This window comes from uncultured Roseovarius sp. (assembly GCF_913054395.1).
Taxonomy (GTDB): domain Bacteria; phylum Pseudomonadota; class Alphaproteobacteria; order Rhodobacterales; family Rhodobacteraceae; genus Roseovarius.
Genome location: NZ_CAJXIP010000042.1, coordinates 1 through 25,753, shown reverse-complemented (window position 1 = coordinate 25,753; position 25,753 = coordinate 1). Strand labels below are relative to the sequence as shown.

Sequence of the window (25,753 nt, the reverse complement as noted above, 5' to 3'; positions counted from 1 at the left end):
ACCTGCCTGAGACCGAGGCACGTGTTTCGGTCTTTGATCGCGGCTTTCTTATGGCCGACGGGGTTTACGAGGTAACCAGCGTGCTTGGCGGCAAGTTGATTGATTTTGGCGGCCACCTTGCCCGGCTTGAACGCTCGCTCAGCGAGCTGGACATGAAAAAGCCCGCCGCTTTTGACGACCTTCTGGACATTCACCGCGAACTGGTGCGCGTCAATGAGATCGAAGACGGTCTGATCTATCTTCAGGTCACCCGCGGCAGCGATGGCGACCGCGACTTTGTTTTTCCCGATCCCGAAACCACCGAACCGACGCTTGTGCTGTTCACGCAATCCAAGCCCGGCCTGGCCGATAGCCCTGTTGCGAAAACCGGGCTTCGGATCGTGTCGATCGAGGATATCCGCTGGGGTCGGCGCGACATCAAGACGGTACAGCTGCTTTATCCGTCGATGGGCAAGATGATGGCCAAGAAAGCCGGTTGCGATGATGCCTGGATGGTCGAGGACGGCTTTGTCACCGAAGGCACCAGCAACAACGCCTATATCGTCAAGGGCAACAAGATCATCACCCGCGCCCTGTCGAGTGACATCCTGCATGGCATCACCCGCGCCGCCGTTTTGCGCTTTGCCCGCGAGGCGCAGATGGAGGTCGAGGAACGCAACTTTACCATCGACGAGGCAAAGACAGCCGACGAGGCCTTTGTCACCTCGGCCAGCGCCTTTGTGATGCCGGTTGTCGAAATCGACGGCGCGTCGGTTGGCGATGGCACACCGGGGCGCAATGTCGCGCGCCTGCGCGAGATCTATCTTGAGGAAAGCCTGAAGGCGGCGGTCTAAGCTTTCTTCATATTTTCGCACAGAACGTGGGCGAAGAACGGGAATTGAGCGTTCAGCGCGCAATGTTGTAGGTTGGGGGCAGTTAACGAAAGGCCCCTGACCATGACACCCGTTCACCCCAAGACCAGTATTGGCCATGTCCACCTCAAGGTGGCGGACCTCGACCGCGCGATAGCCTTTTACCAGGGCGTTCTTGGCTTCCAGCTTCAGCAGAAATTCGGCACCCGCGCGGCATTCCTGTCGGCGGGTGGCTATCACCATCACCTTGGCCTCAACACATGGGAAAGCCTTGGCGGCACGCCCGCGCCCAGGGGGCATACCGGGTTATATCACACCGCGTTTCTTTACCCGGACCGCGCACAGCTTGGCGATGCCCTGCGCCGGGTTCTCAAGGCCGGTATCACGATCGAGGGCGCGGCCGATCATGGGGTCAGCGAGGCGATCTATGTCTCTGATCCGGACGGCAACGGTGTAGAGCTATACCGCGACCGCCCCGAGGCCGAATGGCCGCGCGATGCGCAAGGCAACCTTGCCATGGTCAACGATCCGATTGACCTTGAGGCGCTTTTGGCCGACGCCCCGCCAGAGCACTAGACGCCGGCGCACGCCCGGCCTAATCTGCGGCCAACCCAAAAGGAGAGATCGCAGATGGCCACCGGCACCAATATTCGAACCTATTATGACGGGCGCTGGCATGACGGCGATCTGGCGGTTATTCGCGCGGCGGATCATGGCGCCTGGCTTGGGACAACGGTGTTTGACGGGGCGCGGTTCGTTGATGGGCTTGCGCCCGACCTCGACAAGCATTGCGCTCGGGTCAATGCCTCGGCGCGGGCCCTGATGATCACGCCGACGGTTGACCCCGACCAGATGCAGGCGATTATCCACGAGGGGCTTGCGGCCTATCCGGCTTCGGCGGCGATCTATATCCGGCCGATGTATTGGGCGCTGGATGGTGGCGATCTTGGGATCGTCCCCAAAGAGGGCTCGACCGGGTTTGCCATCAGCCTTGAGGAAATACCGATGGTGCCGCAGGGGTTTTCCACCACGCTCTGCCGCACCCGGTTTCGCCGCCCCGTGCTTGAGGATGCGGTGGTCAATGCCAAGGCGGGTTGCCTTTATCCCAACAACGCGCGGATGCTGAAAGAGGCGCGGGATCGCGGCTTTGGCAATGCGCTTGTGGCCGACGCCCTTGGCAATGTCGCCGAAACTGCCACTGCCAATGTTTTTGCCGTCAAGGATGGCGAGGTGTTCACGCCGATCCCCAATGGCACGTTCCTGGCCGGGATCACACGGGCGCGCCACATCGAAAACCTGCGCGCGGCGGGGATCGCCCTGCATGAAACGGTCATGACATTCGACGATTTCCATGCCGCGGATGAGGTGTTCCTGTCCGGCAACCTGATGAAGGTCACGCCGGTTTCGACCTTTGAGGACACGCAATACAAGCCCGGACCGATGACCGAGAAGGTACGGCAGATGTATTGGGATTGGGCACAAACGACGCGATGAGGCGTGTGGGTTTCACCCACCCTACGGACAGCGGGATAGGTTTGCTATTCCCGCGACGCCGCTAAACCACCACATCCAGGGCCTCTTGCTCACCGACACCGAACACACGCTTGTAGCGGGCGATTTCGTCGGCGGGGCCCATTGCCTTGCGCGGGTTGTCGGATAGTTTGACGGTCGGGCGACCATTGGCCGAGACCGCCTTGCACACAAGAGAGAACGGCGCCAGCGCATCGTCGCTTGTCAGCCCGCGGAAATCGTTGGTCAAAAGGGTGCCCCAGCCAAAGGAACAGCGCACGCGGCCCGAAAACTGTTTGTGCAAAGTGATGATCTTGTCGACATCAAGCCCGTCGGAAAAGATCACCATCTTTTCGCGCGGGTCTTCGCCGCGCTCTTTCCACCAGCGGATCGCCGTTTCGGCGCCGGTCGCGGGATCGCCGCTATCAATGCGGATGCCTGTCCACCCGGCAAGCCAATCGGGGGCATCGCGCAAGAACCCTTCGGTGCCATAGGTGTCTGGCAGGATGATCCGCAGGTTGCCGTCATGCTCTTCGTGCCAGTCGCTCAACACGTCATAGGGCGCACGTTTCAACGCGGCGTCATCCTCGGCCAGTGCCGCGTAGACCATGGGCAATTCATGCGCATTGGTGCCGATCGCGGCAAGGTCGCGATTCTTGGCAATCAGGCAGTTCGAGGTACCGACAAAGGCATCGCCAAGCCCTTCGGTCATGGCCTGCACGCACCAGTCCTGCCAGAGAAAGGAATGGCGGCGGCGGGTGCCGAAATCGGCAATCCGAAGATCGGGGATATCGCGCAGCTTTTCGACCTTTTCCCAAAGCTTGGTCATCGCGCGGGCATAGAGCACCTGAAGTTCGAACTTTTTCATGGTGTTCAACACGGCACGCGAGCGCAGTTCCATCAAGACTGCAAGCGCCGGGATTTCCCAAAGCATCACCTCGGGCCAGGACCCCTCGAAGGTAAGCTCGTATTGCCCGTCACGCTTTTCAAGATGATAGGGCGGCAGGCGCAGGGTTTCGAACCAATCCATGAATTCCGGCGTGAACATCTGGCGTTTGCCGTAAAACGTATTGCCGCGCATCCAGGTGCTTTCGCCCCGCGACAGAGACAGCGAGCGGATATGATCAAGCTGTTCGCGAAGCTCGCCCTCATCAACCAATTCCGCGAGGCGGACAGACTTGGAGCGATTGATCAGAGAAAAGCTGACCTGGGTATCGGCCTTGTTGCGAAACACCGACTGGCACATCAGAAGCTTGTAAAAATCGGTGTCGATCAGGGATCGCACGATCGGGTCGATCTTCCATTTGTGATTGTGAACACGGGTGGCGATATCGACCATTGGCGCGGCTCCGGTAAAAACATTGCGACGGTTAAATCAAAGGGGGCCGGGGCGCGCAAGGCACGTGGTCGATTCAAGGCAAGTTAAGCCGGGTGCTGGCGGAAAATCCTGGCCGGTGCGAGAACCCGTCCAACCCGGCCACCACAGCACCTAATCCCATTATCAATTATACAGAGAAAAAGCTTCAGCATTATCAGTATCGCTTCAGGGGTTGTTTTGGGGGGTGGTCACGACTTGATAGGAGAGAAGAGAATTTTTCAAAGGCGGCAGAATGACAAAGCGAACCTATTATGCACCGACGGGCGGATTGCCGCCCCAAACTCAACTTTTGACCGACCGCGCGATGTTCACAGAAGCCTATGCCGTCATCCCCAAAGGCACGATGAGCGATATCGTCACCAGCCTTTTGCCCTTCTGGGAAGACGCACGGTTCTGGGTTCTGTCACGCCCGCTATCGGGATTCGCCGAGACGTTCTCGCAATATATCGCCGAGGTTCAGCCCGGCGGTGGAAGTGACCGCCCCGAAACCGAGGCCGGGGTCGAAGCGGTCCTGTTCGTGGTCGAGGGCACCATGACACTCACAATTGATGGCAGGGGCCACGAGATGGGCGAAGGCGGCTATGCCTATCTTCCGCCAAATGCGCAATGGACCCTGCGCAACAAGGGCACCGCACCAGTGCGTTTTCACTGGATTCGCAAGGCCTATGTCGCGGTCGAGGGCCTTGATACGCCCGACGCATTCGTCACCAATGAGGCCAAGGTAGAGCCGACAGCGATGCCCGGAACCGATGGCAAATGGGCGACCTCGCGCTTTGTCGATCCCAACGATCTTCGGCATGACATGCATGTCACCATCGTCACCTTTCAACCCGGCGCGGTCATTCCCTTTGCCGAAACCCACGTCATGGAACACGGGCTATACGTGCTTGAGGGCAAGGCGGTGTATCGCCTTAACCAGGATTGGGTCGAGGTCGAGGCAGGCGATTACATGTGGCTGCGCGCCTTTTGCCCACAGGCCTGTTACGCCGGCGGGCCGGGGCCGTTCCGCTATCTGCTTTATAAGGATGTGAACCGGCATATGCCGCTTGGGCTGAATCGGGCCTGATCGGGCAGGAACAGAGCGTGAAGCTCGGTTGTGCAGAGGGCCTTTTGCAGAAGTTCTAAGTAGCGCTGCCCCCTGATCCTAGTCCACGGTTTCGATCATAAACGGATCATCGAACCAGTGTTCTTCAAGATTGGGGCCCTCGCCGATCCGATCGACCACGATATATTTGCCCGGCGCGCCGATCGGGGCCAAAACCCCGTGCCAGACACCACGATGCAGATTGATGGATTGCCCCGGCGCGGTAACGAAGGCCTTGAGGTTCGCCGGCGCGCCGCCCTCGTCATCGGCCACAATAACCAGAAACGGCACGCCATTCAGCGGCACGAAGGCCTGACTTCCGTCGGGGTGACGCTCGACCATGTCCACAAGATACGGCAGGTGTCGCGCCTTGGCGTCAAACAGGCTTATCCCGGCGCGCCCATCCGAGAAATCAAGCGCGGCAAGATCATGATGGCGGCCGCACATGCCCTGATTGATCATTTTGGTCGGCGCATCCCGCGCCTCGATGACGTCGCCGTAGGGTGCAAAGGCCTCGGGAGTCAGCGGCGTTATACTCAGCGGGCGGGTCATTCCGGCACCATATCCTTGAGCCGCCATTCGCCGATCCGCTCGACCTGTTTGCAGGCCTCGGAAAACTCGGTCTCGCTATCGTAGTTGATCCGGCGCTCAAACGCCTGCCGGATTGACGCCTTGGTGTTGTCGCGCACCGCGATGATAAAGGGAAACCCGTGCTTGGCCATGTAATCGGCGTTCAGGGACTGAAACATCGCGCGCTCGGCATCGGTCAGCAGATCAAGCCCGGCGCCCGCCTGCTCGGATGTGCTTTGTGCCGTCAGTTTTCCGGCGGAGGCCAGTTTACCCGCCAGATCGGGGTGCGCCGTCAAAACTCCAAGCCGTTCGTCATGCGACGCGGATCGAAACACCCGGCAAAGCGCATGATGCAGGCCTCTGGCAGAATCATGCGCCGGCCCAAGGTCAAGATCAAAGGCGCGCTCGGCGATCCAGGGCGAATGTTCAAACACCCCGCCATACGCCGCGACAAACGCCTCTTTGCTCATCTCCGAGGGGCGAAGGAAATCCGCTTTCGGATGATGATCATGCCAATGACGGGCAATCTCGATCCGGCGCGCAAACCACACATCGGCGTGCGATTGGGCGTATTCCATAAAGCGGCGCAGCGCCATGATCCGGCCCGGTCGCCCGATCAGGCGACAATGCAGGCCGATTGACATCATCTTGGCCTGCCCCGCCTCGCCCTCGGCGTAAAGCGCGTCAAAGCTGTCCTTGAGATAGGCAAAAAACTGATCGCCAGAGTTGAACCCCTGCGGCGTGGCAAAGCGCATGTCGTTGCAATCAAGCGTATAGGGCACGATCAGCTGATCCTTGCCGCCTGATGTGATCCAGTAAGGCAGGTCATCGGCATAGGCATCTGAAACATAGTCAAACCCGCCCTCATCCGCGATCAGATCGACGGTATTGGCCGAACACCGCCCGGTATACCAGCCGCGCGGACGTTCGCCCGTCACCTCGGTATGCAGGCGGATCGCCTCTTGCATGTCGGTCTTTTCGGCCTCGGGCGCGTGATCCTTGTATTCGATCCATTTCAAGCCGTGACTTGCGATTTCCCAATCGGCATCCTGCATCGCGCAAACCTGTTCGGGGCTGCGTGCCAGGGCCGTGGCCACGCCATAAACCGTTGCCGGGATGTTCATTTCCGTAAACAGGCGATGCAATCGCCAGAACCCGGCGCGCGCGCCGTATTCATAAATCGATTCCATGTTCCAATGCCGCTGACCCGGCCAGGCGGCGGCGCCGACGATCTCTGACAGGAAGGCCTCGGATGCGGCATCACCGTGCAGGATGTTGTTCTCGCCGCCCTCTTCGTAATTGATTACGAACTGCACCGCGATTTTCGCGCCATTGGGCCATTTCGGATCGGGCGACTTCGCACCATAGCCGCGCATGTCACGGGGATAACGTGTCATCAATACTGTCTCCAGGTTTCGATTATGTTCTAAGTTGAACGAATAGAGATTACCTTCTAAAAATTTTTGAAGGAGTTGTTTGCAAGACTAATCTGTCAAAAACCCCCAAACAGCGCCAGTTATCAAACGGCAGCAAGCAACAAAGGAGTGATCATGACCGGCTATCTGACCACGCATGTTCTGGACACGGCGCGCGGTTGCCCCGCCAAAGGCCTGAAGGTCGAGTTGTTCCGCATCACCGGCGAGACCCGCGAATTGCTTGATACGCTGATCACCAATGACGACGGGCGTACCGACCGACATATCTTGCCAGCCGAACGATTTGAAACCGGCGTTTACGAACTTGTGTTTCACGTCGGTGGCTATCTTGACGCAACCGGCACCCCGCCCGAAGACCCGCGTTTTCTTGATATCATACCGCTGCGCTTTGGCATGTCGAAGCAGGACCATTATCACGTGCCGCTCCTGCTATCACCCTTCGGATATTCAACCTATCGCGGCAGCTGACTCAGGCGACCTGCGGCATTGACGCCTGAATGTGGTTGACCATGAAATCTATGAATAGCCGCGTCTTGGGATCCTGACGGCGGCGATGGGTGTAGAGGCATGCCATCTGAATCGGAATCGGTGGCTCGTTTTCGAGAACCGGAACAAGCCGCCCGTCGCGCAGGTATTCGGTAACCTCGAACAATGGTTTGAGGATGATCCCGTGCCCGTCCAGCGCCCAGTTGGTCAGAACATCGCCGTCATCGGTTTCAAACGGGCCCGACACCGCAAAGCGCTTGACCCCGTCAGCGGTCTGAAGCGGCCATTGAAATTCCGGCGCGCCGGGAAAACGCAGGTTCAGGCAGTCATGCTTGTCCCCCCGCAGGCTCGCGCTGTCGAGGGGCATACCCTTACGCGCGATATAATCAGGCGAGGCGCACAGGATCCGCGGGCAATCCGAAATCTTGCGGATACGCAACGTCGAATCCTCGGGGACACCAAGGAAAAACGCCGCATCAAGCCCTTCCGCTGCCAGGTCGAGTTTGCGATCTGAAAGACGCATCCGGATGGTGATAAGCGGATAGGCCTCTTTGAACGCGGGCACGGCCGGCGCGATCAGGCGTTTGCCCATGCCAAGCGGCGCCGCCACGTAAAGCGTGCCGCGCGGCGAGTTTGTGACATTGTTTATTTCGGCCTCGGCGTCTTCCACCGCCTCGAGAATCTTGCAGGCGCCACGATAGAACAGAACGCCCTGTTCGGTCGGATGCAGCATCCGGGTTGTGCGCTGAAACAGCCGTATGTTCAGGTGCTCTTCGAGGTGGGCAATGCGCGCCGATGCAACCGCCGCCGAAATCCTCTGATCCCGCGCCGCCGCCGACATGTTGCCAAGCTCGAAAACGCGCACGAACGTGCGGATATTGTTCAGATAGGCCATGCCGAAAAGATTATAAGCTTTCTATTGAAGCTGCTAGGATTTTTTCTGCATTACAGGTCAATGATGCGGTGCAGTAAGGTCGCCCAAAAGGGACCTGAGGAGAATGTTATGCAGGATTTGGCTATCATCTGGGATTGGCTTGGCTTTGCCGTGCGATGGGTGCATGTCATCACCGCGATCGCCTGGATCGGGTCGTCATTCTATTTCGTGGCGCTTGATCTTGGCCTGCGCAAGGCACCGCATTTGCCGCCCGGCGCGCATGGCGAGGAATGGCAGGTCCATGGTGGCGGCTTCTATCATATCCGGAAATACCTGGTCGCCCCGGAAAACATGCCCGAGCACCTGACCTGGTTCAAATGGGAAAGCTATGCCACCTGGCTTTCGGGTGCGGCGCTTTTGATGATCGTCTATTGGGCCGGAGCAGAGCTTTACATGATCGACCCCGCCAAGGCCGATCTCGCGATCTGGCAGGGGATCCTGGTTTCGGCGGCCTCGCTTACGGTTGGATGGCTGGTTTATGATTTCCTGTGCAAATCCGGGCTTGGGGAAAAGCCGACAGTCCTGATGCTTCTGTTGTTCGTGATGCTGGTGGGCATGGCCTATGGCTATGATCAGGTGTTTACCGGGCGCGCCGCACTGTTGCATCTTGGCGCCTTCACCGCCACGATCATGACCGCCAACGTCTTTTTCGTCATCATGCCCAATCAGCGTATCGTGGTGAAGGACCTGCAAGAAGGACGCGCACCAGACCCTAAATATGGCAAAATCGCCAAGCTCCGCTCGACCCACAACAACTATCTGACCTTGCCGGTGGTGTTCCTGATGCTCAGCAATCACTATCCGCTGACCTTTGCGACCGAGTATAACTGGCTGATCGCGGCGCTGGTGTTTCTGATGGGGGTAAGCATCCGGCACTATTTCAACACCCGCCATGCGGGCACCGGAAACCCGACCTGGACATGGGCCGTGACCGCCCTGCTGTTCATCGCGATCATGTGGCTGAGCACGGCGCCCCTGCGCAACGACACCTATGAAGAATCAGAGGCCCGGCCCCTAACCGCAACCCAACAGGTATTCGCCTCTGCCGAGGGCTTTGACGAGGTCACAAGCATCGTGCCCGGCCGTTGCGCCATGTGCCACGCGCGCGAACCGTTTTATGACGGTATCCGGCGCGCGCCCAGGAATGTCCTGCTTGAAACCCCCAATGACATCGCCCGTGCCGCCCGTCAGATTTACCTTCAGGCGGGCGTATCGGTTGCCATGCCCCCGGCGAATGTGTCCTTTATCGAAGAGGCCGAGCGCAAGGCAATCATCCGCTGGTACAGGAACGCTGCCCGCGACCTGCCGTCTCTTCTCGACGTCAATTAGGTTGAGCCAGCGCCGCCACAAGCCGCGCCCAGTCATGCGACCAGCTATCGTCGGGGCGATCCGACAGGCGGATCATCCAAAGCTCCATCTGTTGGCTTGGCAGGCTCTGGTCAAGACGGGACAGGCAGCCGGATTCAAGGTCTTCCAGCACCATGCCCTCGGGCAGCCATGCCACCCCGATCCCGCGACAGGCATATTCGCGCGCCGCCAGCGTAAGCGCGGTTTCCGCCCGCCGCCGCAACACCCGATGCGCCGGAATCCCCGGCATGATCGCCCGCGCCATCACCTGGCCAAGAAACACATCCGGCGGATAGCCGATGAACGGCAAATCATCGCCCTGTGCCAGGCGCGGCACCGCAACCGGGATAAGCCGTTCGCGCCCAAGCAATACCCGCTCGAACGCCCGGTTCAGTGTCAGGGGCGCAATCTCCGGCGCGCCGTAAACCACCGCCAGATCGACTTCGCCGGACAATAGCCGCAACAGGCATTCATCCCGGTTGTCCGAGCGCACCCGCACCGGGCGCCCACCCTGAGCGGTCAGAATGCTGACAATTGCGGGGGAATGGGTGGTGGTGATCGCATGCTGACAGGCCAGGGTCAGACCCCGCGCGCCGCTGGTCTGGGCCAGGGTTTCGCGCAGGTGGCGCAACTGCGTGGCCAGGGCGCGCATTTCCCCGGCCCGCGCCTCGATCTCGGGCAAAAGGACGACCGGCTTGCGACGACTGTCAAATAGAGGAACGCCAAGAGCCTCTTCGATGGCGCGCAAACGGCGGGTAAAGGCCGATTGGCTGACGTGGCGCAATTGTGCGGCTCCTGCCAGTGATCCCGCTTCGGCCACCGCGAGGATATCGTCAAGCCATTCAAGCCGCATGTCGGGTTATACCTTGCATTTATTGCATATTAATCGGCGGCAATAGCATTAGACCGCCCGTTTGTCGCGCCTTATCCTGCTTTCAACGCATTTTACAGGAGACCTCAGATGCACCTTGCACGCTATCCCCGTCGCTTCATGGCCCACCTGCCCACCCCGCTTGAGCGGTTGGACCGTCTGACCGCCGAGTTGGGCGGGCCGGAAATCTGGATCAAGCGTGACGATTGCACCGGCCTGTCGACCGGCGGCAACAAGACCCGCAAGCTTGAATTCCTGATGGCCGAAGCCGAGCTTCAGGGCGCCGACCTTGTGATGACTCAAGGCGCGACCCAATCCAACCACGCCCGCCAGACAGCAGCCTTCGCGGCCAAGCTTGGCATGGGCTGTCACCTGCTTCTGGAAGACAGGACTGGCTCTGACAATGCCAATTACAACAATAACGGCAACGTCCTGCTTGACCACATGCATGGCGCCACCACAGAAAGGCGCGGTCCGGGTCTGTACATGAACGCCGAAATGGAAGCGGTCGCCGACAAGTTCCGCGCCGAGGGGCGCAACGTCTATACCATCCCCGGTGGTGGCTCAAACCCGACCGGCGCATTGGGCTATGTCAACTGTGCCTTTGAAATGCTGGCCCAGTTCAATGATCGCGCCCTCAAGGTCGATCACATCGTTCATGCCACCGGAAGCGCAGGCACCCAGGCGGGCCTTATCACCGGTCTCAAGGCGATGAATGCCAATATCCCGCTTTTGGGCATCGGCGTGCGCGCACCCAGGGCCAAGCAGGAAGAGAACGTCTATAACCTTGCCCTTGCCACTGCGGAAAAGCTTGGCTGCCCCGGCGTCGTGAACCGCGAAGATGTTGTCGCCAATACCGATTACGTCGGCGAAGGCTATGGCATCCCGACCGAGGGCGGCATCGAGGCGATCAAGATGTTCGCCGAGCTTGAGGCGATCCTGCTTGATCCGGTCTATTCGGCCAAGGGCGCGGCCGGCTTTATCGACCTGATCCGCAAGGGCCATTTCAAAAAGGGCGAGCGGGTCGTGTTCCTGCATACCGGGGGCTCTGTTGCACTGTTTGGCTATGCCTCCGCGTTCGATTTCTCGGCCCGCTGGACAGCCTGAAACCGGCATTGCCGCGACCACATGACCACATGATTATGAAACCCCGCAGCGATGCGGGGTTTTCCATATCGGACATATCCGGTAAAGCCTGTGCTGACCCAAGATTTACAGGCGGATGAACGCACATGAAATTCACCATGTCATGGCTGAAAGATCACCTAGACACCACGGCCACGGTTGAGGAAATCACCGAGGCGCTGACCGACCTTGGCCTGGAGGTAGAGGGCGTTTCAGACCCCGCCAGCCGGTTGTCCGAATTTACCATCGGCAAGGTCGTCAAGGCCGAGCCGCATCCCGATGCGGACAGGCTTCGGATTTGCCAGGTCGAAACCGATAGCGGCCAGACCCAGATCATCTGTGGCGCGCCCAATGCCCGCGAGGGGATTACCGTGGTGATCGCCAAGCCCGGCGTCTACGTGCCCGGCATTGATACGACCATCGGCGTCGGCAAAATCCGTGGCATCGAGAGCTATGGCATGATGTGTTCCGAGCGCGAGATGGAGCTGAGCGAAGAGCACGACGGCATCATCGAATTGCCCTCGGGCGAGGTTGGCGAGCGGTTCACCGATTGGCTGGCGGTCAATGACCCGGCCAAGGTTGACCCCGTGATCGAAATCGCGATCACCCCCAACCGCCCGGATGCTCTGGGCGTGCGCGGCATCGCCCTTGATCTTGCGGCGCGCGGGCTTGGCACGATGAAACCCGCCGGTCAGGCCCATATCGAGGGTCAGTTCACCTGCCCCATCACCGTAACGATTGACGACGACGCCGCCGCCAATGGCTGTGAGGTGTTTGCAGGCCGCCTTATCCGTGGCGTGGTCAACGGCCCCTCGCCGGAATGGCTTCAGGATCGGTTGCGCGCGATTGGTCTGCGGCCGATCTCGAGGCTGGTCGATATCACCAACTTTTTCACCTATGACCGCAATCGGCCCCTGCATGTCTTCGATGCCGATAAAGTCACTGGCGACCTGCGCGTTCACCGTACCAAAGGCGGCGAAACCCTGATCGGGCTGGATGAAAAAGAGTACACCTTTGGCCCCGGCCAGGTGGTGATTTCAGATGACCAGGGCGTTGAATCAATCGGCGGGATCATGGGTGGTCTTGCCACCGGATGCACCGAGATGACCACCGATGTTTTCCTTGAGGCCGCTGTCTGGGATCATATCCAGATCGCAGGCACAGGGCGCGCCCTCAAGATCAACTCTGATGCGCGCTATCGCAACGAACGCGGGATCGACCCGGCGTTCAACATGGAGGCGCTTGATCTGGCCACCCAGATGATCATCGACCTCTGCGGCGGCACCCCTTCGAACCGCGTCACCGCCGGGCAGGTGCCCGATGTGTCACGCGCCTATCGGCTTGATCCGGCGCGCGTGCAGTCGCTTGTCGGCATGGACATCCCCGAATCCGAGCAACGCCAGACCCTGACCAGCCTTGGCTTCAAACTTGAAGGCAACATGGCCCATGTCCCAAGCTGGCGTCCCGATATCCTTGGCGAGGCGGATCTTGTGGAAGAGGTGGCGCGCATTGCGTCCCTGACCAAACTTGAGGGCCGCCCGATGGCCCGGATGCATTCGGGTGTGCCCAAGCCGATCCTGTCGCCGCTACAGAAGCGCGAACAAATTGCGCGGCGCATGGGCGCGGCCCTTGGGTACAACGAATGTGTCACCTATAGCTTTATCGACCACGCCAGCGCGACGCTGTTTGGCGGTGGCGACGATGACACGATGCTGGCCAATCCGATCAGCTCGGAAATGAGCCATATGCGCCCCGACCTTCTTCCCGGCCTGCTTCAGGCCGCGGCCCGCAATCAGGCGCGCGGGATCATGGATCTTGCCCTGTTCGAGGTCGGTCACGCCTTTCAGGGTGGCGAACCCGGTGAACAGCATTTGCAGATGGCGGGCCTTTTGGTCGGTCGCACTGGTCCCAAGGATGTTCAGGGCGGCGCGCGCGCTGTCGACATCTTTGATGCCAAGGCCGACGCCGAGGCCGTCCTGGCCGCGATCGGCGCCCCGGCCAAGGTACAGGTGCTGCGCGACGGGCCGACATGGTTCCACCCCGGTCGTCATGGCCGTATCTGCCTTGGACCCAAGAAAATGCTGGCCGTCTTTGGCGAACTCCACCCGCGCATCCTTCAGGAAATGGATGTCAAAGGGCCCGCTGTGGCCTTTACGATCTACCCCGCAGAAATCCCGCTTCCGCGTAAGACTGCGGCCACGCGCGGCGCGCTTGAAATCAGCGATCTTCAGGCGGTCGAACGCGATTTTGCCTTTGTGGTCGACGCCGATGTCGAGGCGCAGACCCTGATCAATGCCGCTGCCGGGGCCGACAAGGTGCTGATTGAAGGTGTCCGCATCTTTGATGAATTCATCGGCGGCAATCTTGGCGAGGGCAAGAAATCGCTCGCCATGACCGTGCGCCTGCAACCAAAGGACAGCACGCTGAAAGAGACCGATATCGAGACTGTTTCGGCCAAGATCATCGAAAAGGTCACCAAGGCAACCGGCGGGACGCTGCGCGGCTGATCGAGCACAAGGAGAAATGTCATGCTGAACGTTTACCTGTCAGGCGAAATTCACACCGACTGGCGCGAACAGATCACCAAGGGGGCGCAGGGCCTGAACGTGACATTCAACAGCCCGGTCACAGACCACGCCGCCAGCGATGATTGCGGCGTGGCGATCCTTGGGGCTGAGGATAACAAATACTGGCACGACCACAAAGGCGCGATGGTCAACGCGATCCGCACCCGCAAGGGGATCGCCGACGCTGATATCGTCGTCGTGCGGTTTGGCGATAAGTACAAGCAGTGGAACGCGGCCTTTGACGCGGGCTATGCCGCCGCGCTTGGCAAATCGCTGATCATCCTGCAACAGCCCGATCACGATCACGCCCTCAAAGAGGTCGACGCCGCCGCCCTGGCCGTGGCCCGTGACCCCGCGCAAGTGGTAGAAATCCTGCGCTATGTGCTGGACGGAAGCCTTCCGGCCTAATCGCTCTCTGGGCCGCGCGCCTTAATGCGCCTCGGCCCAGTTCGCCCCCTGCCCCGCATCCACGACCAACGGCACGTCAAGATGCACGGCGGGGTGCGCCGCGCCCTCCATCACGTCACGCGCGATGGTGATCAGGCGATCAACCGCATCTTCGGCCACCTCAAAGATCAATTCGTCATGAACCTGCAACAGCATCTTGCAGGGGATATCGGCAATCGCATCCGGCATCCGGATCATCGCGCGCCTGATGACATCCGCCGCACTTCCCTGAATCGGCGCATTGATCGCCGCGCGCTTGGCAAATCCGGCGCGCGGCCCCTTGGCGGCAATCTCGGGCGTGTGGATTTTGCGGCCGAACAGGGTCTGAACATAACCATGCTCTTTGGCAAAGGCGACGGTTTCGTCCATATAGGTCTTGATACCGGGAAAGCGTTCAAAATACCGGTCAATGAATCCCTGCGCCTCTGACCTTGGGATACGCAGGTTGCGCGCAAGACCAAAGCCCGAAATGCCATAAATCACACCAAAGTTGATCGCCTTTGCCTGACGGCGGATCTCTGGCGTCATCTCGTCCATCGGCACGTTGAACATCTCTGAGGCGGTCATCGCATGAATGTCCTGCCCCTCGCGAAACGCCGCTTTCAACGCATCAATACCCGCGACATGCGCCAGAATCCGAAGCTCGATCTGGCTGTAATCGAGACTGACAAGGCGATTTCCCGGCTCTGCGACAAAGGCCTCGCGAATACGCCGCCCCTCTTCGGAGCGCACCGGAATGTTTTGCAGATTCGGATCGGTCGACGACAGGCGCCCGGTGTTGGCCCCGGTCTGCACATAGGATGTATGAACCCGTCCCGTATCAGGGTCGATGTGATCCTGAAGTGCGTCGGTATAGGTCGATTTCAACTTGGAAAGCTGGCGCCAATCAAGCACCCGTGCAGGCAGCTCGTGTTCGGTCGCGAGGTCTTCCAGAACATCGGCCCCGGTCGCATAGGCCCCGGTTTTGCCGGTCTTGCCACCCTCAAGCCCCATTTCGTCAAACAGGATTTCACCCAGCTGTTTGGGCGATCCAACGTTAAAGCTTCGTCCCGCCAACTCGTGAATTTCAGACTCTAACCCGGCCATTTTCTGGGCAAAGGCATTCGACATCCGGCTAAGGGTTTCGCGGTCGACCTTGATGCCATAGCGCTCCATTCGCGCCAGGACCGGCACCAGCGGGCGTTCAAGAACCTCGTACACCGTCGTCACCCGATCGCGATGCAATTGCGGCTTGAACAGATGCCAAAGGCGCAGTGTGATATCGGCATCCTCGGCGGCATATTTCACCGCCTCGTCGACCGGCACGCGGTCAAAGGTGATCGCCGACTTTCCCGTTCCCAACAGCGATTTGATCGGAATCGGCTTATGCGCCAGATAGCGATCGCTCAGCGTATCCATCCCGTGCCCGTGCTGCCCGGCATAAAGTGCATAGGACATAAGCATGGTGTCATCAATCGGCGCCACATGAACATCGAGCGCGGCAAATATCTTGGCGTCATATTTCATGTTCTGCCCGATCTTGAGGATCGCATCGTCCTCAAGCACAGGCTTGAGTGCGCCAAGCACCTCTGCGACACTCAGCTGTCCCTCGGCAAGCTTGTCTGACCCAAACAGATCATCCGCCGCCCCATCCTTGTGAATAAGCGGGATGTAACAGGCCTCACCGGGATCGACGCAAAGCGATATCCCGACAAGATCGGCCTGCATCTCGTTAAGCGAGGTCGTCTCGGTATCCACCGCCACATAACCGCGCGCCCGAATACGCTCGACCCAGACCTCAAGCGCGGCCATGTCGCCAACGCATTCGTATTTTTCAGGGTCTATTGCAGGCCATTCCGGCGCATCTTGCGCCTCACCGCCCGATTGTCCCGCCTGCGGCGAGGGTTCCGGAATTACCGGTGCCTCGGTCCCCAGGGCGTCGGCAATCCGTTTTGACAGGGTGCGGAATTCCATCTTGGCCAGAAAGTCGAGCAAGGTGTCAGGGTCCGGGTCACGTACCTCAAGATCATCAAGCGTAAAGCCAAGAGGCGTATTGCAATCAAGCTGAACCAGCCGCTTTGACATCTCGATCTGCGCACGCTTTTCAATCAGCGTTTCGCGGCGCTTGGGCTGTTTGATCTCTTCCGCACGATCCAAAAGCTCTTCGAGCGAGCCGAATTCATTGATCAAAAGCGCCGCGATCTTCACCCCGATCCCCGGCGCCCCCGGCACGTTATCGACACTATCCCCCGCCAGGGCCTGTACATCGACCACGCGATCCGGGTCCACGCCGAACTTTTCGCGCACCCCATCGACATCGATACGCCGGTTCTTCATCGCATCCAGCATCTCGACCCCGCCACCGACAAGCTGCATGAGGTCCTTGTCGCTGCTGATGATCGTTACCCGGCCACCAAGATCGCGCGCCTGACAGGTCAGTGTGGCAATGATATCGTCGGCCTCATAGCCCTCGATCTCTTCACAGGCGATATTGAAGGCACGCGTCGCCTCACGCGTCAGCGGAATTTGCGGACGCAGCTCTTCTGGCATCGCCTCTCGGTTTGCCTTGTATTCGGGATACATATCATTGCGAAAGGTATGGCTGCCCTTGTCAAAGATCACCGCCACATGGGTCGGCGCATCATGACCGTTGTTGCCCTCGACGTAGCGCTGCAACATGTTGCAAAACCCGGCAACCGCCCCAATCGGAAGCCCGTCTGATTTGCGCGTCAGCGGCGGCAGCGCATGATAGGCGCGAAAGATAAACGCCGATCCGTCAATCAGATGCAGATGACAGCCTTTTCCGAATGACATGGCTAGCCCCTTTCGCCCAGAAGGCTTTCATCTTTCCAAAAATACTCAAACTCCGGGGCTTGCCCCGAATGCGGCCCTGATCGGTCTAGACCTTGCCTTCAAAGTCGCTGTGCACAAGCTTTGCATCGCAATAAGGGCATTCCACATATCCCTTGTCATGCGGAATCTGAAGCCAGACGCGCGGATGGCCCATGGCCCCGTCGCCGCCATCACAGGCCACGCGATAGGCGTCAACGATTCTGGTTTCTGGGGCCTGTGTTACCATCGGGGCGTTTCCTTTTGCGTGTCTATGAATTAGGTCCAAATATGATTGATCCGCCAGCGAGGGGCAAGAGCGCCATGACAGCAAACGCCATTGAAATCCGAGGACTGACAAAAACCTATGGTGGCGGACGCAACAGCCCTGAAAAACAGGCGCTGAAGGGTATTGATCTTGATATTCCGCAGGGCTCTGTCTTTGGGCTTTTGGGGCCCAATGGCGCCGGTAAATCCACCCTGATCAATATTCTGGCCGGGCTGGTGCTGAAAACCAGCGGTCAGGTTACGATCTGGGGCTTTGATCAGGACGTGAACCCGCGCCAGTCCCGCGCCTCGATCGGGGTCATGCCGCAGGAACTCAACCTTGATCCCTTCTTTACGCCCCGCGGCGCGCTTGAAGTACAGGCAGGGCTCTACGGCGTGCCCCGCAAGCAACGCAAAAGCGACGAGATCCTGCGCCTTGTCGGGCTGGAGGACAAGGCCGATGCCTATGCCCGCACCCTCTCGGGGGGCATGCGGCGGCGGCTTCTTCTGGGCAAGGCACTGGTGCATACCCCGCATGTTCTGGTGTTGGATGAACCCACCGCAGGCGTCGATATCGAATTGCGCCAGATGCTCTGGGAAAACATCCGTCGCCTCAATCAACAGGGCATGACGATCATCCTGACCACGCATTATCTCGAAGAGGCAGAAGAGATGTGTGACGAAATCGCCATCATCAACCTCGGAGAATTGGTGGCCCGCGACAGCACCGCCAATCTTTTGGAACGGCTTGATGCCAAGACCATGATCATCCACCCCGACAACCCGGTCACCGCCCTGCCCGAAGGTGACGGCGTTGACGTATCATTGCGCGCGGATGGGGCCCTTGTGATCACCTATCATTCGTCTGCCACCCCGGCCGAGGCGGTTCTGGCCGCTGTGCGCACGGCGGGCATTTCCATTCGCGACGTAAAGACCGAACAGGCCGATCTTCAGGATGTATTCCTTGACCTGACCCGAAGCCGCTAGGCCGGGGCCAACGGCAAGCGTCACTCGCCCCAGCCATCCGACTGCATTTCACGCAACCGGCTGGCGGTACGTTCAAATTCGAACGATCCTTCGCCCTCCAGGTAAAGATATTCCGGCTCTGCCGTTGCAGAACAGACAAGACGCACCCGCGCCTCGTAAAGCGCGTCAATCAGGGTGACAAAGCGTTTGGCCTCGTTGAAATTGCTGCGCCCAAGCTGCGGGATGTCCTCAAGGATAAGCACCCGCGCCGCCTCTGCCAGGGCGAGGTAATCCGCCGGGCCAAGCGGTTTGCCGCAAAGATCATAAAATGAGGCCCGCGCCACACCGTTGTGAAAGGCCGGGATTTCAACCTCGCGCTTGTTGACGATGATCTTGTGCGGCCCGCCCGCACCGCCGGTCAAATCCTGCCAGATGCTTTCAACCTGTGCGCGCGACCCGGCATTGATCGGGGTAAAATAACTCGGGCTTCCGGCAAGGCGATCCTGCCGGTAATCCGTCGGGCTTGCCATTTCATGCACGACCATCCGCTCTTTGACGATCTCGATAAAGGGCAGGAAAAGCTGACGGTTCAGCCCGTTCTTATAAAGATCGTCGGGAAGGCGGTTGCTGGTGGTGACCACCACGACACCCGCGGCAAAAAGGGCCTCGAACAGGCGCCCGACGATCATCGCGTCGGTGATATCGGTGATCTGCATCTCGTCAAACGCCAAAAGCCGGACCGATTCGACGACCTCTTTCGCTACCGGGGCAAGGGCGTCGGATTCGTTGCGGGCACGGGCCGCGTGCAACCCGGCATGGATTTCCTGCATGAAGGCGTGAAAATGCACCCGGCGCTTGGGCACATCGACCGTATCCACGAACAAATCCATCAGCATGGATTTGCCGCGCCCGACCCCGCCCCAGAGATAAAGCCCCTTCGGCGGCTCTGGCGCGCGGCGAAACCAGCCTTTGCGCGGCTGCTCTGCAAGGGCCTTACGAATCCGCTCGAATTCGGGCAAAGACGCCTCTTGCGCGGCATCACGGGTAAGTTCGCCCTCGGCGACAAGCCGGGCGTACAGATCGGGTAGCGTTTCCATGCCTCCGGGATATAGCGGTAAAAGCGCCGGGAAAAGCGCCAATAGCCCGCAATCTTCAGGCTTTTTTCGCCATCCGGTTCATCACGCCAACCAATTCGGCGCTTATCCCCGGCTCTGACAGGGCATGACCGGCCACCGGGATCATCCGCAGATCAGCGTTTTTCCAGACCCGCGCCAGTTCATAGGCGGTGCCGGGCGGGCAGATCATATCATAGCGGCCCTGCACGATAGTGCCGGGAATATGGGCGATCTTATCCATCTGGTCGAGGATTTGACCGTCATACTCCAGAAACCCGCGGTGGGAGAAATAGTGGTTCTCAAGCCGCGCAAAGGCGCGCGCGTAATCCGCCGGGCTATCGCCGCCTACGCCGGTGGAATGCACCGTGGCAAGCGCATTTTCCCAGGCTGACCACGCCTTGGCATAACGGACCTCTTCATTCAAAAGCCCCGAAAACAGCCGCCGGTGATAGGCCCCGATCATATCGCCCTGTTCGGCCTTGGGGATCAGCGATTGGAACTGATCCCAGGTTTCCGGCCAGAATGCCCCTGCCCCGCCGCCATAGAACCAGGTCAACTCGGCCTCGGTCATGGTAAACACGCCGCGCAACACAAGATGCGCCACAGGGTTCGGGTGGGCCTGCGCGTAAATCAACGCCAGCGTCGCGCCCCAGCTTCCACCGAAGACGATCCAGCGCTCGATCTCAAGCGCGCGGCGGATGTATTCGATATCAGCGACCAGATGCCAGGTGGTGTTGTCCTCGACGCAGGCATGTGGCTTTGATCGCCCACAGCCGCGTTGATCAAACAGGATGATCCGGTACACGGCCGGGTCGAAATAGCGCCGCATCGCCGGGCTGCTCCCGCCGCCCGGACCGCCATGCAACACCACAACCGGCACCCCGTCACGGCGTCCGGATTGTTCGACATAAATGCTATGCCCGTCGCCCACATCCATCATTTGCCGGTCAAATGGTTCGATCGGCGGATATAGATATTGAACTGCGCTCTTTTGGCCTGAGAATTTGTCCATGAATGTCCTATATAACGAGCAGGTCCAAAAGAGCATATGGAGAGCAGAATGCAAGCCGCTCAGAGCACGATTGATCCCGGTGAAGTCGCCAAGTTCGAGGCAATGGCCGCCGAATGGTGGGATCCGAACGGAAAGTTCAAGCCTCTTCATATGCTGAACCCCTGCCGACTCGATTATATCACTTCGCAGATCGCCGCAGAATATGACCGCGATCTTGGTCAGGATGCGCCCTTCAAGGGGCTGCGCATACTCGATATCGGCTGTGGCGGCGGCCTGCTGAGCGAGCCGATGGCGCGCTTGGGCGCCGATGTCGTCGGCGCCGATGCCGCCCCGCGCAACATCCCCGTTGCACAGGTCCACGCCGAGCAATCCGGCCTTGCGATTGATTACCGCAACACCACCGCCGAGGATATGGCGGCGGCGGGCGAACAGTTCGATGTCGTACTGAACATGGAGGTGGTCGAACATGTGGCCGACCCTCTGGCCTATCTCACCGCCTGTCAGCAGTTGCTTAAACCCGGCGGGATTCAGATTTGTTCAACCATCAACCGCAACCCGAAAAGTTTTGCCATGGCGATTGTCGGCGCCGAATATGTGATGCGCTGGTTGCCCAAGGGCACGCATGAATGGTCTAAATTCATCACCCCCGATGAATTGTATGACCTGCTGCGCAAGGCGGGGCTTGATCCGGTCGATCGCAAGGGGTTCGTGTTCAACCCGATCACCTGGGTCTGGCGGTTGTCGGATCGGGACCTGAGCGTGAATTACGTCACCGCCAGCCTCAAGCCGCGCTAGATCAGGGTTCAAGCTTGGTGCGCAATTCGCGCAGCACCGGAAGGCTCGCACGCACCTTGTCTTCGCCCAGATCGCTTATCAGATCGGACACCATCGGCGTAATCGCGGCGATGGCAAGATCGCGCGCGCGGCGCCCGGAGGGGCTTATCGCGACCATCTTGCGGCGCGCATCGTCCCAATCGGGGCGGATGTGGACATAACCGGCCCACTCAAGCTTGTTCAGCGTGTTGGTCATCGCGCCGCGTGTCACATGAAAACTTTTGGCCAATTGCGCCGGGCTGCGTTCTTCGCCGATGCGGGCAAGGTGGTTCAGAACCGAAAAATGCGAGATTTCCATGCCCTTGGGCAGCACCCGGGTCAGGCGATTTCGGATAAGCTGTTCATTGGTGAGAATCTCGCTGAACAGGGCAACCGCAAGGGAATTGCTGGTGCTGTCATTCATGCCGGGCCGTCGAATTCTGTGTCATGGCGCAAGGATGGCACACGCGCCCGCGCGCGATCTATCTCGGCGGGGTCAAGATCGGCCATGACAACACCGGGGTCGGTGCCGCCATCGGCCACGACCTCGCCCCAGGGGGCAACGACAAGGCTGTGACCGTGGGTTTGACGGGTGCGCCCGGTGCTAGCGGCATGAGTGCCGGTCTGCGCAGGCGCCAGAACGTAACAGCCGTTTTCAATCGCCCGCGCCCGCAGCAGGCTTTCCCAATGCGCGGCCCCCGTGACATAGGAAAACGCCGCGGGCACCGTCAGAACGCGCGCCCCGCCCTGGGCAAGACGACGATAAAGCTGTGGAAAGCGGATGTCATAGCAAATGCTGAGACCCAGTTTGCCGATCGGCATATCCGCCATCACCGCTTGGCGACCGGGACGAAAACCATCGGATTCGCGATAGGTTTCTTCCGGTGACACATCGACATCAAACATATGGATCTTGTCATAGCGTGCACGAATGCCGCCATCCGGCCCGATCAGAAAGGACCGATTGGCAAAGCGCCCATCCGGATCTGTTGTCTTAAGCGCGAGAGAGCCGATCAAAAGCCAGATACCGCGTTCTGCGGCCCTGTCGCGCAGAGCCTGCAACGTGGGATCGCTGTCCTCGGGGTGCAAAACAGCGCGCTGATGGCTGCGGCTTCCCGAGACACAGTTTGTCACCTCGGGGGTAAGAACAAATTCCGCGCCCTGAGCGACGGCATCGTCAATCAAGCCGAGCGTCACCGGCAGGTTTGCTGCCGGATCATCGCTACTGTTGAGTTGAACAAGCCCCGCACGCATCGCTGTCACCTGCCCAGAAGCGCGTCAAGCTTACCGGCCCTGTCGAGCGCATAAAGTTCGTCACATCCGCCAACGTGGGTGTCGCCGACAAAAATCTGCGGCACGGTGCGGCTTCCATTGGCGCGCTGGAGCATCTCGGATTTGCGCGCCGGCTGGGCCAACACATTAATCTCTGAAAAGTTCACGCCCTTTTGTTTGAGCAACCGCTTGGCCGCATGACAAAACCCACAAAGGGGCGACGAGTAGATTTCAACTGGTTGCATCTTGGCATTCCCGTATTCCTGTTTGGCAGGAACTTAGGCATCCTTGGCCGTGCGCGCCAGTGTTAGTATTCGCACATCTTGTGCGCCGGCCGAAAAACACGCCTGCGCCGCCACGGAAAGCGTGGCCCCAGAGGTCATCACGTCATCCACCAAAAGCACGGTGCGCCCGATCAGATTGGCGCGTCGCCTGGGGTTGATGCGAATCGCATCGCCAAGCATGGCATAACGTGCCTCGGCGCCCATGCCCTTGAGGGGGCGGGTATGTTTGATGCGGGTCAACAGGTCAACACAGGCCGGTAAGGCGGTTTCGCGCGCCACTGCCTGCGCCAGAAGCGCCGATTGATTGAACCGCCGCCGGAGCATCCGAAGCCAATGCAGCGGTACCGGCGCAATAAGCGTGTTGCCGGTCAAAATCGGCTTTGCGGCGCGCGCCATCCAGAGGGCGGCAGGACGCACCACATCGTGGCGATCGCCATGTTTCAGCGCCAGCACAAGCTTGCGCCCGTTTTCATGGTAAACAAGCGCAGAGCGCCCCCGTGACCAGGGCCGCGCCACGCTCAGGCAGTCATCGCAATGCTCTGCATGCCCCCCGCTTTCGCCCGGCAGGGGCACGCCGCAGGTGTCGCAGACCAGACCGGCAATAAACGGCGTGTCACGCCAACACGGGCCGCAAAGTCCAAAATCGCTTTCCACGTGACAGCCGCACAGGGTGCAGCGCGCCGGGTAGACCACCTGAAGTGCCGTTTGAAATGCCTTCCTGCTCACCCTATTGTCCCCGTCATGATTCAGACCCTCACAGACCGCTCCGCCCTGAACCGCAATCGCCAACGCGCTTTGCGCGCGCCTGAGCTGTTTCTTCATGAAACCGCTGCTGATGAGATCGAAGATCGTCTGAGCCTGGTTAAGAAATCCTTTACCGCGCCCGCCGTGGTGAGCGGTTTTCCCGAATTCTGGCAAAATCGCTTTCCGGATGCGCTTTGCACCCCCGATGACGACACCCTGGCGCTTGAGCCGCAATCGCATGATCTGGTGATCCACGCGCTTTGCCTGCATTGGGCGAATGACCCGGTGGGCCAGCTTATTCAGGCGCGGCGGGCGTTACGGCCCGATGGCCTTATGCTGACGGTGTTGTTTGGCGGTGAAACTCTGCACGAATTGCGGATCGCGCTGGCGCAGGCGGAATCGGACCTGCTTGGCGGGCTGTCACCGCGCATCCTTCCGATGGGTGAAATCCGCGATCTGGGGGCGCTTTTGCAACGCGCGGGCTTTGCCCTGCCTGTGGCCGATACCCTGCCGCTCAGGACAAGCTATGCCTCGCCCTTTCACCTCATGCGTGAACTGCGCGCGATGGGCGAGAGCAACGCCATGACAAACCGCCCAAGGCGCGCGACACGGCCTGCGCTGTTCAAGCGCGCCGCTGATATCTATATCCGGGAATTCGGCGATGCCGACGGGCGTATTCCGGCCACTTTCGAGATGATCTTTCTCACCGGCTGGTCGCCGGATGAAAGCCAGCCAAAGCCCCTGCGCCCCGGATCGGCCAGTGCGCGGCTTGCCGATGTGCTGAGATCCAAAGAAACACCGCTGAAAGATTGACCTTGCGGGCACAACCTTTATGTCAACCGTAACCCGAGACAGTAAGGATTGACCCAGACCATGCCTGATGCAAGCAGCCCTGCCGTTCATCCGCCTCATGCCCCCGGCGATCATCCCGCCATTCGACGCGCGAAGACGGGCGTTCTTCTGGCCAATCTGGGCACGCCGGACAATTATGACTATTGGTCGATGCGCCGTTACCTGAACGAATTTCTCTCGGATCGCCGCGTCATCGACTATCCGGCCTGGAAATGGCAACCGCTGTTGCAACTTATCATCCTGACCAAGCGCCCCTTCTCCAGCGGTCACGCCTATAAATCCATCTGGAACGAGGAAAAGGGCGAAAGCCCGCTGATGACCATCACCCGTGATCAGACCAAAAAGATGGCCTGCGCGCTTGAGGCACGCTTTGGCGATCAGGTGATGGTGGATTTCTGTATGCGCTACGGCAATCCCTCGACCAAATCCAAGGTCCGCGCCATGGTCGAGGCCGGGTGTACCCGCATCCTGTTCTTTCCGCTTTACCCGCATTACGCCGGCGCCACCTCTGCCACCGCCAACGATCAGTTCTTTCGCGCGCTGATGGACGAAACATGGCAGCCGACCGCGCGCGTGGTCGAGCCCTATTTCGAAAACCCGCTTTATATCGAGGCCTTGGCCGAATCGGTCGAAACCGCCTATGCGAAGATCGAAAAGCGTCCTGATATCCTTGTGGTGTCCTATCACGGGATGCCAAAGCGCTATCTGATGCAGGGCGACCCCTATCATTGCCAATGTCAGAAAACCACGCGCCTTCTGAAAGAGCGGCTGGGATGGAAAGACACGGACTTGTGCACAACTTTCCAATCCCAATTTGGACCAGAAGATTGGCTTCGCCCATATACGGTTGAAGAGGTTGCTCGCCTTGCCAAAGAGGAAGGCCAAACCAACATTGCAGTTGTCGCCCCTGCGTTCTCTGCCGATTGCATCGAGACTTTGGAAGAAATCAACGAGGAAATCAAAGAAAGCTTCGAAGAGGCTGGCGGCAAGGATTTTCTCTACATTCCCTGCCTGA

General features: G+C 59.6%; 26 protein-coding genes. 13 read left to right on the top strand and 13 right to left on the bottom strand.

The window, feature by feature from the left end:
- The first annotated feature begins 2 nt into the window (after positions 1 to 2).
- From QZ522_RS08070 to QZ522_RS08060, 3 genes are all read left to right on the top strand, one after another.
- Complete coding sequence (locus tag QZ522_RS08070; protein WP_294609528.1) at positions 3 to 833, top strand: D-amino-acid transaminase; 831 nt, start codon at positions 3 to 5, stop codon at positions 831 to 833.
- A 102-nt stretch (positions 834 to 935) separates the two neighbouring features.
- Complete coding sequence (locus QZ522_RS08065) at positions 936 to 1,427, top strand: VOC family protein (RefSeq protein ID WP_294609525.1); 492 nt, start codon at positions 936 to 938, stop codon at positions 1,425 to 1,427.
- 54 nt (positions 1,428 to 1,481) lie between these two features.
- The gene (locus QZ522_RS08060) at positions 1,482 to 2,345 is read left to right on the top strand and encodes a branched-chain amino acid aminotransferase (RefSeq protein ID WP_294609522.1); all 864 of its coding nucleotides are present in this window, start codon (positions 1,482 to 1,484) and stop codon (positions 2,343 to 2,345) included.
- A 61-nt stretch (positions 2,346 to 2,406) separates the two neighbouring features.
- Here QZ522_RS08060 and pncB read toward each other — a convergent pair whose 3' ends face one another.
- Complete coding sequence (gene pncB / locus QZ522_RS08055; RefSeq protein WP_294609519.1) at positions 2,407 to 3,699, bottom strand: nicotinate phosphoribosyltransferase; 1,293 nt, start codon at positions 3,697 to 3,699, stop codon at positions 2,407 to 2,409.
- A gap of 271 nt (positions 3,700 to 3,970) precedes the next feature.
- Between pncB and QZ522_RS08050 the strand changes: the two genes are divergently transcribed.
- Complete coding sequence (locus QZ522_RS08050; protein ID WP_294609516.1) at positions 3,971 to 4,804, top strand: bifunctional allantoicase/(S)-ureidoglycine aminohydrolase; 834 nt, start codon at positions 3,971 to 3,973, stop codon at positions 4,802 to 4,804.
- Positions 4,805 to 4,882: 78 nt separating this feature from the next.
- Here the strand turns inward: QZ522_RS08050 and QZ522_RS08045 are convergent, their stop codons facing one another.
- Both QZ522_RS08045 and puuE read right to left on the bottom strand, forming a co-directional pair.
- Entirely contained in the window at positions 4,883 to 5,374 is a 492-nt protein-coding gene (locus QZ522_RS08045; RefSeq protein ID WP_294609513.1) for an ureidoglycolate lyase, read from the bottom strand.
- Positions 5,371 to 6,789: an allantoinase PuuE gene (gene puuE, locus QZ522_RS08040; protein WP_294609509.1), complete on the bottom strand. Its 1,419-nt coding sequence runs from the start codon at positions 6,787 to 6,789 to the stop codon at positions 5,371 to 5,373. Before puuE ends, QZ522_RS08045 begins: the two co-directional genes overlap by 4 nt.
- A gap of 153 nt (positions 6,790 to 6,942) precedes the next feature.
- Here puuE and uraH point away from each other — a divergent pair, with 153 nt between their 5' ends.
- Positions 6,943 to 7,296: a hydroxyisourate hydrolase gene (gene uraH, locus QZ522_RS08035; RefSeq protein ID WP_294609506.1), complete on the top strand. Its 354-nt coding sequence runs from the start codon at positions 6,943 to 6,945 to the stop codon at positions 7,294 to 7,296.
- 1 nt (position 7,297) lies between these two features.
- On the opposite strand, the gene QZ522_RS08030 is transcribed toward uraH, so the two are convergent.
- Positions 7,298 to 8,209, bottom strand: coding sequence for a LysR family transcriptional regulator (locus tag QZ522_RS08030; RefSeq protein ID WP_294609502.1), 912 nt, complete (start codon positions 8,207 to 8,209; stop codon positions 7,298 to 7,300).
- A 108-nt stretch (positions 8,210 to 8,317) separates the two neighbouring features.
- On the opposite strand from QZ522_RS08030, the gene QZ522_RS08025 reads away from it, so the two are divergent.
- On the top strand, positions 8,318 to 9,577 hold the full coding sequence (locus tag QZ522_RS08025) for a urate hydroxylase PuuD (protein ID WP_294609499.1): 1,260 nt from the start codon (positions 8,318 to 8,320) through the stop codon (positions 9,575 to 9,577).
- Here the strand turns inward: QZ522_RS08025 and QZ522_RS08020 are convergent.
- On the bottom strand, positions 9,570 to 10,448 hold the full coding sequence (locus QZ522_RS08020) for a LysR family transcriptional regulator (protein ID WP_294609496.1): 879 nt from the start codon (positions 10,446 to 10,448) through the stop codon (positions 9,570 to 9,572). The two genes, QZ522_RS08025 and QZ522_RS08020, sit on opposite strands and share 8 nt — an antisense overlap.
- A 108-nt stretch (positions 10,449 to 10,556) precedes the next feature.
- On the opposite strand from QZ522_RS08020, the gene QZ522_RS08015 reads away from it, so the two are divergent.
- The 3 genes from QZ522_RS08015 (at position 10,557) to QZ522_RS08005 (ending at position 14,566) form a co-directional block, all read left to right on the top strand.
- Complete coding sequence (locus tag QZ522_RS08015; protein ID WP_294609493.1) at positions 10,557 to 11,573, top strand: D-cysteine desulfhydrase; 1,017 nt, start codon at positions 10,557 to 10,559, stop codon at positions 11,571 to 11,573.
- A gap of 125 nt (positions 11,574 to 11,698) precedes the next feature.
- Complete coding sequence (pheT, locus tag QZ522_RS08010) at positions 11,699 to 14,098, top strand: phenylalanine--tRNA ligase subunit beta (protein ID WP_294609490.1); 2,400 nt, start codon at positions 11,699 to 11,701, stop codon at positions 14,096 to 14,098.
- 21 nt (positions 14,099 to 14,119) lie between these two features.
- Positions 14,120 to 14,566 carry a YtoQ family protein gene (locus tag QZ522_RS08005; protein ID WP_294609487.1) on the top strand — a complete coding sequence of 149 codons (447 nt, stop codon included), beginning with the start codon at positions 14,120 to 14,122 and terminating at the stop codon, positions 14,564 to 14,566.
- A gap of 21 nt (positions 14,567 to 14,587) precedes the next feature.
- Here the strand turns inward: QZ522_RS08005 and polA are convergent, their stop codons facing one another.
- Complete coding sequence (gene polA, locus QZ522_RS08000) at positions 14,588 to 17,398, bottom strand: DNA polymerase I (protein ID WP_294609484.1); 2,811 nt, start codon at positions 17,396 to 17,398, stop codon at positions 14,588 to 14,590.
- Positions 17,399 to 17,483: 85 nt separating this feature from the next.
- Entirely contained in the window at positions 17,484 to 17,663 is a 180-nt protein-coding gene (locus tag QZ522_RS07995; protein WP_294609481.1) for a zinc-finger domain-containing protein, read from the bottom strand.
- A gap of 74 nt (positions 17,664 to 17,737) precedes the next feature.
- On the opposite strand from QZ522_RS07995, the gene QZ522_RS07990 reads away from it, so the two are divergent.
- A complete protein-coding gene (locus QZ522_RS07990) occupies positions 17,738 to 18,667 on the top strand; it encodes an ABC transporter ATP-binding protein (RefSeq protein WP_294609478.1) in 930 nt (309 codons plus the stop codon).
- Between the two features lie 20 nt (positions 18,668 to 18,687).
- Here QZ522_RS07990 and zapE read toward each other — a convergent pair whose 3' ends face one another.
- Entirely contained in the window at positions 18,688 to 19,743 is a 1,056-nt protein-coding gene (gene zapE, locus QZ522_RS07985; protein WP_294609475.1) for a cell division protein ZapE, read from the bottom strand.
- Between the two features lie 55 nt (positions 19,744 to 19,798).
- Positions 19,799 to 20,773: a prolyl aminopeptidase gene (gene pip / locus QZ522_RS07980; protein WP_294609473.1), complete on the bottom strand. Its 975-nt coding sequence runs from the start codon at positions 20,771 to 20,773 to the stop codon at positions 19,799 to 19,801.
- Between the two features lie 48 nt (positions 20,774 to 20,821).
- Between pip and ubiG the strand changes: the two genes are divergently transcribed.
- Complete coding sequence (gene ubiG / locus QZ522_RS07975; protein WP_294609470.1) at positions 20,822 to 21,568, top strand: bifunctional 2-polyprenyl-6-hydroxyphenol methylase/3-demethylubiquinol 3-O-methyltransferase UbiG; 747 nt, start codon at positions 20,822 to 20,824, stop codon at positions 21,566 to 21,568.
- Between the two features lies 1 nt (position 21,569).
- Here the strand turns inward: ubiG and QZ522_RS07970 are convergent, their stop codons facing one another.
- The 4 genes from QZ522_RS07970 to QZ522_RS07955 are packed head-to-tail and all read right to left on the bottom strand — an operon-like array spanning position 21,570 to position 23,868.
- The gene (locus QZ522_RS07970) at positions 21,570 to 22,010 is read right to left on the bottom strand and encodes a MarR family transcriptional regulator (protein WP_294609467.1); all 441 of its coding nucleotides are present in this window, start codon (positions 22,008 to 22,010) and stop codon (positions 21,570 to 21,572) included.
- A complete protein-coding gene (locus QZ522_RS07965; RefSeq protein ID WP_294609464.1) occupies positions 22,007 to 22,840 on the bottom strand; it encodes a carbon-nitrogen hydrolase family protein in 834 nt (277 codons plus the stop codon). Before QZ522_RS07965 ends, QZ522_RS07970 begins: the two co-directional genes overlap by 4 nt.
- Before the next feature lie 5 nt (positions 22,841 to 22,845).
- Positions 22,846 to 23,103 carry a glutaredoxin 3 gene (gene grxC / locus QZ522_RS07960; protein ID WP_294609462.1) on the bottom strand — a complete coding sequence of 86 codons (258 nt, stop codon included), beginning with the start codon at positions 23,101 to 23,103 and terminating at the stop codon, positions 22,846 to 22,848.
- Positions 23,104 to 23,136: 33 nt separating this feature from the next.
- Entirely contained in the window at positions 23,137 to 23,868 is a 732-nt protein-coding gene (locus QZ522_RS07955; RefSeq protein ID WP_294609459.1) for a ComF family protein, read from the bottom strand.
- 15 nt (positions 23,869 to 23,883) lie between these two features.
- Between QZ522_RS07955 and QZ522_RS07950 the strand changes: the two genes are divergently transcribed.
- Positions 23,884 to 24,699 (top strand): methyltransferase domain-containing protein, encoded by an 816-nt coding sequence (locus QZ522_RS07950; protein ID WP_294609457.1) that lies wholly within the window; start codon positions 23,884 to 23,886, stop codon positions 24,697 to 24,699.
- A gap of 60 nt (positions 24,700 to 24,759) precedes the next feature.
- On the top strand, positions 24,760 to 25,753 hold a 994-nt coding region (gene hemH / locus QZ522_RS07945; RefSeq protein WP_294609454.1), incomplete at its 3' end, for a ferrochelatase.

Bases quoted from the DNA above. Each gene is read 5' to 3' on its own strand.
- zapE (WP_294609475.1), bottom strand. From the start codon at position 19,743: ATGGAAACGCTACCCGATCTGTACGCCCGGCTTGTCGCCGAGGGCGAA.
- polA (WP_294609484.1), bottom strand. From the start codon at position 17,398: ATGTCATTCGGAAAAGGCTGTCATCTGCATCTGATTGACGGATCGGCG.
- QZ522_RS07965 (WP_294609464.1), bottom strand. From the start codon at position 22,840: ATGCGTGCGGGGCTTGTTCAACTCAACAGTAGCGATGATCCGGCAGCA.
- QZ522_RS08065 (WP_294609525.1), top strand. From the start codon at position 936: ATGACACCCGTTCACCCCAAGACCAGTATTGGCCATGTCCACCTCAAG.
- puuE (WP_294609509.1), bottom strand. From the start codon at position 6,789: ATGACACGTTATCCCCGTGACATGCGCGGCTATGGTGCGAAGTCGCCC.
- QZ522_RS07995 (WP_294609481.1), bottom strand. From the start codon at position 17,663: ATGGTAACACAGGCCCCAGAAACCAGAATCGTTGACGCCTATCGCGTG.
- QZ522_RS08030 (WP_294609502.1), bottom strand. From the start codon at position 8,209: ATGGCCTATCTGAACAATATCCGCACGTTCGTGCGCGTTTTCGAGCTT.
- ubiG (WP_294609470.1), top strand. From the start codon at position 20,822: ATGCAAGCCGCTCAGAGCACGATTGATCCCGGTGAAGTCGCCAAGTTC.
- pheT (WP_294609490.1), top strand. From the start codon at position 11,699: ATGAAATTCACCATGTCATGGCTGAAAGATCACCTAGACACCACGGCC.
- QZ522_RS08005 (WP_294609487.1), top strand. From the start codon at position 14,120: ATGCTGAACGTTTACCTGTCAGGCGAAATTCACACCGACTGGCGCGAA.
- QZ522_RS08025 (WP_294609499.1), top strand. From the start codon at position 8,318: ATGCAGGATTTGGCTATCATCTGGGATTGGCTTGGCTTTGCCGTGCGA.
- QZ522_RS08060 (WP_294609522.1), top strand. From the start codon at position 1,482: ATGGCCACCGGCACCAATATTCGAACCTATTATGACGGGCGCTGGCAT.
- grxC (WP_294609462.1), bottom strand. From the start codon at position 23,103: ATGCAACCAGTTGAAATCTACTCGTCGCCCCTTTGTGGGTTTTGTCAT.
- uraH (WP_294609506.1), top strand. From the start codon at position 6,943: ATGACCGGCTATCTGACCACGCATGTTCTGGACACGGCGCGCGGTTGC.
- pip (WP_294609473.1), bottom strand. From the start codon at position 20,773: ATGGACAAATTCTCAGGCCAAAAGAGCGCAGTTCAATATCTATATCCG.
- QZ522_RS08020 (WP_294609496.1), bottom strand. From the start codon at position 10,448: ATGCGGCTTGAATGGCTTGACGATATCCTCGCGGTGGCCGAAGCGGGA.
- QZ522_RS07970 (WP_294609467.1), bottom strand. From the start codon at position 22,010: ATGAATGACAGCACCAGCAATTCCCTTGCGGTTGCCCTGTTCAGCGAG.
- QZ522_RS07990 (WP_294609478.1), top strand. From the start codon at position 17,738: ATGACAGCAAACGCCATTGAAATCCGAGGACTGACAAAAACCTATGGT.
- QZ522_RS08045 (WP_294609513.1), bottom strand. From the start codon at position 5,374: ATGACCCGCCCGCTGAGTATAACGCCGCTGACTCCCGAGGCCTTTGCA.
- QZ522_RS07950 (WP_294609457.1), top strand. From the start codon at position 23,884: ATGATTCAGACCCTCACAGACCGCTCCGCCCTGAACCGCAATCGCCAA.
- QZ522_RS08015 (WP_294609493.1), top strand. From the start codon at position 10,557: ATGCACCTTGCACGCTATCCCCGTCGCTTCATGGCCCACCTGCCCACC.
- QZ522_RS08050 (WP_294609516.1), top strand. From the start codon at position 3,971: ATGACAAAGCGAACCTATTATGCACCGACGGGCGGATTGCCGCCCCAA.
- pncB (WP_294609519.1), bottom strand. From the start codon at position 3,699: ATGGTCGATATCGCCACCCGTGTTCACAATCACAAATGGAAGATCGAC.